We start from the raw sequence: 7,291 nt of genomic DNA on the forward strand, positions 1-7,291 counted from the left end.
GCGCGCGAGGTCCATCAACAGCTTTACGCGCAACGGGTCACCCTTCCGGACGGGCGTCGCGGCACGCTGGAGGCGACCTGCGTGATCGCCCGCGAAGTTGAGGCTCCAGAGGGCGTCAAACCCATCGCATTACACACAAGTCTGTAACTTGCTGATTTTTATATAACACGCCCCGGTTTGTGTTGCATATATTTCAGAGACTTACAAAGATGTGTGTAACGCGATGCGTCAAACCCATCGAGTGGCGCCTGCTGACCAACCGCGCGGCCACCACCCTGGAGGCGGCGGTCGAGTTGATCGAGTGGCTATCGCCAAACGCGAGCCAATCGCCATCCTTAAATCAAGTATCCCTCGAACAGCCCACGAATAAAATTATGTGAACTGCGTCACAAATTCGACGATCCTTTGGACTTGACGCTCAGTTGCCGAGACGGAACGCTTAAATTATGCTTGGATTCGGTCGGATCCTCGCGAATCCAGCCAGGGCTTTGAGCGATGAGATATTTACCAAGATCGCTTCGCCATTATTATTCGACTTAAAAGAACCAGGGCAAAACCATGAAAATACAAGTAAAAATTTTGTTTGTCGCCGCATTCGCCATTGGCCTTTCAACCCCTGCGCTCGCTCAAATCAACACGAATACAACCATTCAGGAAGGTCGTATCAACACCAACGATAGCTATCAGTCCGGCAGGGACAACGATAACGCTACTTACCAGGAAGGTGCGGACAACGCCAATCGCTCCCGTCAGCGTGGCGACATCAACACCAATCAAACCGGACAATATGGCGGACAGAACTACAACGAGTCGACTCAGGAAGAGCGTTTCCGACGCTAAGTCCGTCGCCCGCATGCAACCTGCTCGTGTCAATCGTCGAGTCGAATCGCTCCTGATTGCCGTCGAGAACGCTCAACCTGCTTGCTAAACCCGATCAAGGTCAGGCCGACGCCAGAAAACCCGGCGTCGGCCGCGTTGATGATCCATGAACAGAGATCAGGTCTTCAGATGAAAACACTTCTTTCTCTTTTGGTTTTAGGATTGACGCTTTCAAGCGCTTCAGTGTACAGCCAGGCCGAGCGCGACAACAGCAACCGGCCCTGTTTCGATGTGAATGTGCAGATCGATCGGAATAACCGCTCCAACGTCGACCAGGATTGCGGCCAAAACTACAGCAGAACCATGCAGGCGGGACAGAACAACGAGGCGACAACCTACCAGAGTGGCGATGTCAACGACAATAAAGTCAGACAGTATGGACATGACGGGCCGAGTCGGCGGTAGCCCGACGCTGGCGGCTTAATCTGTCATCTCTTCAAACCCTTGCCGGTTGCGCCAGCGTTCGATGGGCGGTGCAACCACCTCTCGAACCGCAAGGCTAATCCGTCCCATGTTAGAGACGAGAAATCCATGGCTTCATCAAATGATCTTGTTCGTTTTTTCGTCGCTGTCTTGATCGGGTTCTCTTTCAGCTCGATGGGTTGCGCGGCGACGGAGGTTCATCAACAGGGTGGCTCGACCGCGGTGATCAAGCAAAGCGGGGGAAGCGAACCGAGCAGAACCCAGGTCACGAAAACGCCAAATGGTCAGAAAATCATTACCCGCGACGGCAATAGCTCCGATGTCACGATTCAGAGCAATCGTCCATCTGGCAAGGGAACCGACGGCGCTGCGAAACCACAGATCGACAATGATCGTTTTAACCGGAGTTCGAGTTCGGTCAGCTCGCGGGATTGCATCGATTGCCCGGCGCCCGGCAGATTCAGGGAGACGGATATTCCAACGGCCAAGGAATATAAAGACAGCATTCGCGATCGGATGCGGCCTCTTTTGCCAAAACCGTAACTCGTCCTTCACGCTCGGCGGTCTTGCTCTGGCACCGCGAAGTCACTTGTTTTGTCCGGTCAGGGCTTTTCATAAGGCACATCACGATGAAACATTCTGTCGGACCCCGGCTCCCTCTTTTGATGGTTTCCATGGCCGCCTGCTTTTCCATGACCGCCGTGTTCGCGGGCTCACAGGCAAGCATCAATGGAGCCAATTTCAAAGCGGTGGATTCTCCAATCACGATCATCCAGGATGGCTTTTCCAATTCGGTCGGCATTGTTGACGAAGGGCTCGCTTCGGATTCCGCGGTCAAGCAAACCGGCTTCTATAACCGGACGGCGATTCTTCAATTCGGCAACGATAAGCTTGCGATTCTCAGCCAGCCGGGCCGGTTCAATCGCGCGATGATCGTTCAGGTTGCCGAGAGCGATCAGGATTTTCAGACGGTTGATACCGTACAGGGGTCAGGGACACTGGCGTCGACCAATTATCTGTTTTCGCTGCAAACCGTCGTCAATGACGCCAACCCAATTGCCCAACAGTTCAGCCTTCTGTCCTTCGATCAAGCCAAAACGGTCGCCACCAACTTCCTCTTTGCGCCCGAGTTGTCACGCGTGAATACCGCAATGCTGGAAGACATCACGCGGCATTTCACCTCTTTATTGGAGAACCGCCTGGCCCAGGGGCGCGTTGGCTCCTGTGCCAGCGATCAGGATGCGGGGCCATCCGCTAAGCTCGATCCTGCCTGCTCCTCCTCGCCCTTTTTCGCCGCCCTGAGCTACGGAAACACGGAGCGGGATGCGGCATTAGGCGTGTTGGGATACGAACAGGAGATACGTTCCGCCACCCTTGGCGCGGATTTTCAACTCAATCCTGTCAGTCGAGTCGGCGTTGCCTTCAATATCGAGGAATCGGACGGCGACCTTCAAGGTCTCGGGGATGTGACCACAACCGGCTACCAGATCGGCGGCTTCGGCTCGTTTTCGCATGCGAACTACTACCTTGACCTGATCGCCACGCTCGGCCAGGTCAATTTCACCTCGGAGCGATTCGCCGGCTTGACGAAGGTGCGCTCGGATGTCGATGGGTGGAGCTATGCCGGACGCTTACAGGGGGGGTATTTCTTCGGTCAGGACAAGTTCCGGTTTGGTCCCGTGCTGGGCGCCGGTTACTCGAAGGGCACCGTGGATGCCTATTGGGAAAAGGGGCATGTTCTGCTGACCCAAAGGATCGAAGAGCAGGAAAGCGAGCGGTTCGTGGCGTCTGTCGGCGCCGCCTTCGATCGCCGCGATCAGATCGGCGGTCTGCCGCTTCATTCCTATCTGAAACTCGAGCTGGAGCGTGATTTTGGGATCGGGCGCGAGGATCTTGTCGAATCCAGGTTTGCCTTCTCGCCGGATTTCGTCGTCTTCACTCCGCTGGACGATGTCGCCGAAGATACCTATGGCAGGATTTCCGGCGGGCTCAGTCTCGCGATTAACCGGCAAGCCACGGTTTCGCTGGCGGGAATGACGCTGCTGGGTGCCGACAGGCTCGATACCTTCGATCTTTACGGCGAGCTTTCAGTCGCCTTTTAACCGAGATTGCACCGCGCTCAGATCGCGCACCACCTCACCGGCCAGGCTCCCGGCAAGCCGATTGAATGCCTCCGCCATGGCGTCCGGGGTCGTGGCGTTGACGATTTCCTCCCCACTGTAACGGCGGGTCCAAACCGCATGGCGGTCGCCGGCGCTGACCAGCGACAGGTTCAGTGTCGCGACCACGCGCGGCGGCTGCTCGGTGGGCCGATGCTCGAAGCGTTCCACCTCGCCGCCGAGCAGATAGTCCGAGCGCGCCCGATCCGCCGGGATCGCGACGACACGAAAGAGGCCGGCATTCCGAATGGCGTTGACCATGACCTGGGACAGGGCGCGCGGCACGGGCTCCTCCCACAGCAGCTCTTCGTAGCGCTCGACCAGCAGCGGCTGACGATGGTCGCGATAGACGATCTGCCGTCCGCCAAGAAAGCCCCGCGCGGCCAGATGGTTGACCAGCAGAATGGCCGGTGTCGCGGCGTCTCCAGGAACCTGAATGGACGGCGGCGGCTCCAGGGCATAAAAACGGTCGCGCTGGAGCGGCGCGGACGAGCCGCAGCCGACAAGGACCAGGAACGCCAGAGAGAGGGCATGCCACCGGTGACGCCGGACGAAGCGTCGCCCTTCGATGGCCAACGGGCTTACTGAAACCAAGGCGTCTTCTCCTCGACTTCGCGGCTTTTGAGAATCGTCGCGGGATCGGCGCGCAGCTCGCGCGCGAGCGCGGAGATGTTGCGGGTCGCGTCCTCAATGTTGGTGAGGATCGGCGTCAGGGCCGTGGCGAGTTCCTGAAGCAGAAACTGCGTATCGTCCAAGGTGCGTTGCAGCGCGGGCTTGTTGTCCCGCACCAGCGCGCGGACATCCACCGCCAGCGCGCCATAATTGGTCACCGCGCGTTGCAGATCGTCGGTGCTCCCGGTCAGTTCCGCGCTCATCCCGGCGAGGTTGTCGGACAGGGTCCGGACCGACCCCAGGATTGCCGCGATGGCCTGCGGATCGACCGACGCCTTGAGCCGTTCCGAGAGTTCCCGCAGATTCTCGAAGGCGCCCGCGAGCCGCGCGCGATTGTCGCCCTGCTCCTCGCCCGTGCCGATCAGGGTCTCGATGGTCTTGATCTGATCGCGTAGACTGATCAGCGCCGGAGCGACGGTCTCGTCGACCAGGGTCTTGAGCGTCTCGGTCAGGTTTCCAACCTGGGCCAGCAGATCCGCCTCCCGCCCCCGGGCGTCGATGACCGCGCCATCCGCCAGCAGGTCGAGCGCCTGCCCTGGACGGATCTTGACGGCATCCCCCTTGAGCAGACCTGCGCTGCCCAGTTGCGCGACGCTGTCGCGAGGTACCGGCCAGGCATCCTTGATCCGCAGGGTGGCGCGAAAACAGGGGAGCGCGGGATGACGAGGAGCCGCGTCGGCGGGCGGCGGGCAGTTCCCGACCCCGGCCTTGAGGGACGCGCCCTGGGGGTCGGCATCCCGCCCCGGAAACACCGGCGTCACCCGCTCCACCAGCCCGATGACATAGCCCTCCTGGACGACCTGAATCCCGACCTCCAGCCCATCGGCATTCAGAAAATAGGCGTCCACCCGATAGGCGCGTCCGAACAGACCCGGCAGCAGCAGGGCCAGCGCGCCGACGAGGACCGCTACCATGGCCAGCACGAACAGACCCGCCAGAAAAAGATCCCGACGCTGCGCGCGCGCCTGGCGTTTGCCGGGCGCGCCGATTTCGGGCGGTGCGTAGAGACGCTCCAGACGGTGGCTGGATGGGCCTTCGTCCACGTTCATGGTTGCCCCCAGAGGGCGGAGCGCAGTTCCAGGCGCGACGCGCTAGCGGCGGCCAGATCGGTCGCCGGTCCCTCGAACAGCAGCCGACCGCGATCCAGCACGGCAACCCGATGCCGGGCGTCGGCCAGAATCTCGGGTCGGTTGTCGGTGGCGATGAGTGTCAGTTTGCGGTTCTCCCGAAGTTTGCCAAGCCGCTCCAGCGTCTCGCGGATGGCGGTGAGATCCAACCCATCCGAGAGTCCGTCCCAGATCAGCAGTCGGGGCTGGTGGATGAGCGCCCGCGCCAGTTCGACCTGACGCTGCTGGCCCAGCGAGAGCGCGCGCGGCGGATGGTTTTCGAGTCCATCGAGTTGCAGCAGGGTCATCACCAGCCGCGCGGCGCGGGCCATGTCCCGGCGGGTCATGGCGGTGTCGCGCAGCGGCAGCAGCAGATTGTCCAGCACCGTGGCGCTTGCCAGCAGGGATCCGCCCTGCAGCACCGCCCCGGTCTGGCGACGCAGACGCTGCATGGCGCGCCCGTCGAGCCGCTCCAGATCCTCGCCAAACACCCGCAGCGTCCCCGCGGACGGGCGATCGAGCCCGAGCATCAGGCGCATCAGCAGACTCTTGCCGGCGCCATTCGGCCCCACGACCAGCAGCCAGTCGCCCTCGGCGAGACGCAGCCGGAGATCCATGAGCGCCATGCGTCCCTTGACATGCTGATAAATCCCGTCGAGTTCCAGTGCCTCCGTCATCGCGCGCCCCGCTCAACCGCGCAGCACCAGGATCGCGAGCAGATCCGCGAACAGGATCGCGGCGACGGCGCCGATCATGGTGCGGGTCGCGGCCTGCGCGATGCCTTGCGGATCGCGGCCTGCCGCGGTTCCGTTCACGGTCGCGATCAGCCCGATCAAGAGGGCGAAGAGCATCGGCTTGATCACCGCCTCCAGCAGATCGCCGGGGCTCAGGGCGCGGGTCAGCGCGTCCAGAAAGAGCGCCGGCGGCAGATCCGCCATCCCCCAGAGCCAAAGCCCGGTGGCGCCAAGGGTGACGAGACTCCCCCAGACCGCGAAGGCGAAACTCATCAGCAGCATCGACAATAGCACCGGCCCCAGAGTGAAGCGGATGGGATCGATGCCGTTCGCCAGCAGTCCGTCCATCTCGCCGCTGACCGTGAGCGTGGCCTGGCGCACCGCCAGCGCCACCCCGGCCCGCCCGGCCACCAGGATGCCGACCAGGATGGGCACGAACTCCAGCGTAACCGCATGGATGACCGAGACCAGCACCAGCCCCGGCAGATCGAACTGATCCAGAATCCTTTGGGTCTGGCGGCCAAGAATCAAACCGACCGCCACGCTCGTCAGGGTGATCGCGGGCAGGATGGACAGCCCGGCCTGACGCAGCGAGACGGCCAGGGCCGGCAAATCCAGACGCGCCCGACCGGCGAGAATGCGCAGATAGAGACCGCCACAGCTCAGGAGTGCCAGTCCGGCCAGGCCGATGCCCTCGATCCAGCCGGCGGGTCCATGGAAAGGACGGCGCGGCTGGGTGTCGATGCGGAGGGCGCGGGATGGGCGGGATTGGGTCATGAAACCGCGTCCAGTGGGATTAAGCGTCGTTTGTGCGTCGGTTGAGAGGAGTGTCCGGGAGGATCTTACCCGATTCTCTCGGATTTACGCTCTTCTGCAGGATACGCGGATGAATCAGCTCCCCGGAACGCTCCGATGTGTGAAAATGGTCGCGCAAAGCCGAGACAAGACAAGACAAGACAAGACAAGACAAGACAACGGCAGTGGATGCCGGACGCGGCTTAGAGCCAATCCCGGAATTGCTTACGGGAAGTCTGGTATCACCAAGTTGCACTCGCTCTTGTCGCTCCGACCTGACGGTTGAAGAGCCGAGTTCAACTCGGCAATCCCAGGGGCTCGGCATGCCGCTGACGCGGTTTAACGATAGAATTTAGAGTACTTTATATTAGCCCGGATATTTCATAGACCTGTGGGCAGGTCCAGAAACCGACGATCTTGGTGGGGTTCAAAGGCGATTCAGTCGCCAGGAGGGGGGCCGACGCGGGCGAAGCGGGCGGATTGAACCCTTGACGGTCGGAACAGGGCGGCCTGGGCGCCCTGG

At 61.3% G+C, this 7,291-nt stretch carries 8 protein-coding genes; 4 read left to right on the forward strand and 4 right to left on the reverse strand.

Annotated features, from left to right (window positions below):
* Positions 1 to 558: 558 nt before the first annotated feature.
* From CCR95_RS09550 to CCR95_RS09565, 4 genes are all read left to right on the forward strand, one after another.
* Positions 559 to 840, forward strand: a complete 282-nt coding sequence (locus tag CCR95_RS09550; protein ID WP_201093842.1) for a hypothetical protein — start codon at positions 559 to 561, stop codon at positions 838 to 840.
* 81 nt (positions 841 to 921) lie between these two features.
* Positions 922 to 1,284: a hypothetical protein gene (locus CCR95_RS09555; protein WP_201093844.1), complete on the forward strand. Its 363-nt coding sequence runs from the start codon at positions 922 to 924 to the stop codon at positions 1,282 to 1,284.
* Between the two features lie 126 nt (positions 1,285 to 1,410).
* Positions 1,411 to 1,845, forward strand: coding sequence for a hypothetical protein (locus tag CCR95_RS09560; protein WP_201093845.1), 435 nt, complete (start codon positions 1,411 to 1,413; stop codon positions 1,843 to 1,845).
* 131 nt (positions 1,846 to 1,976) lie between these two features.
* Complete coding sequence (locus tag CCR95_RS09565) at positions 1,977 to 3,404, forward strand: autotransporter domain-containing protein (RefSeq protein WP_201093848.1); 1,428 nt, start codon at positions 1,977 to 1,979, stop codon at positions 3,402 to 3,404.
* On the opposite strand, the gene CCR95_RS09570 is transcribed toward CCR95_RS09565, so the two are convergent.
* The 4 genes from CCR95_RS09570 to CCR95_RS09585 are packed head-to-tail and all read right to left on the reverse strand — an operon-like array spanning position 3,390 to position 6,750.
* A complete protein-coding gene (locus tag CCR95_RS09570) occupies positions 3,390 to 4,055 on the reverse strand; it encodes an ABC-type transport auxiliary lipoprotein family protein (protein ID WP_242523156.1) in 666 nt (221 codons plus the stop codon). The two genes, CCR95_RS09565 and CCR95_RS09570, sit on opposite strands and share 15 nt — an antisense overlap.
* On the reverse strand, positions 4,043 to 5,182 hold the full coding sequence (locus tag CCR95_RS09575; RefSeq protein ID WP_201093850.1) for an MlaD family protein: 1,140 nt from the start codon (positions 5,180 to 5,182) through the stop codon (positions 4,043 to 4,045). Before CCR95_RS09575 ends, CCR95_RS09570 begins: the two co-directional genes overlap by 13 nt.
* Positions 5,179 to 5,916 (reverse strand): cell division ATP-binding protein FtsE, encoded by a 738-nt coding sequence (locus CCR95_RS09580; RefSeq protein WP_201093852.1) that lies wholly within the window; start codon positions 5,914 to 5,916, stop codon positions 5,179 to 5,181. Before CCR95_RS09580 ends, CCR95_RS09575 begins: the two co-directional genes overlap by 4 nt.
* Before the next feature lie 12 nt (positions 5,917 to 5,928).
* A complete protein-coding gene (locus CCR95_RS09585) occupies positions 5,929 to 6,750 on the reverse strand; it encodes an MlaE family ABC transporter permease (protein WP_201093854.1) in 822 nt (273 codons plus the stop codon).
* Between the last annotated feature and the right edge of the window lie 541 nt (positions 6,751 to 7,291).

This window comes from Thiocystis minor, assembly GCF_016653465.1.
Classification (GTDB): domain Bacteria; phylum Pseudomonadota; class Gammaproteobacteria; order Chromatiales; family Chromatiaceae; genus Chromatium; species Chromatium minus.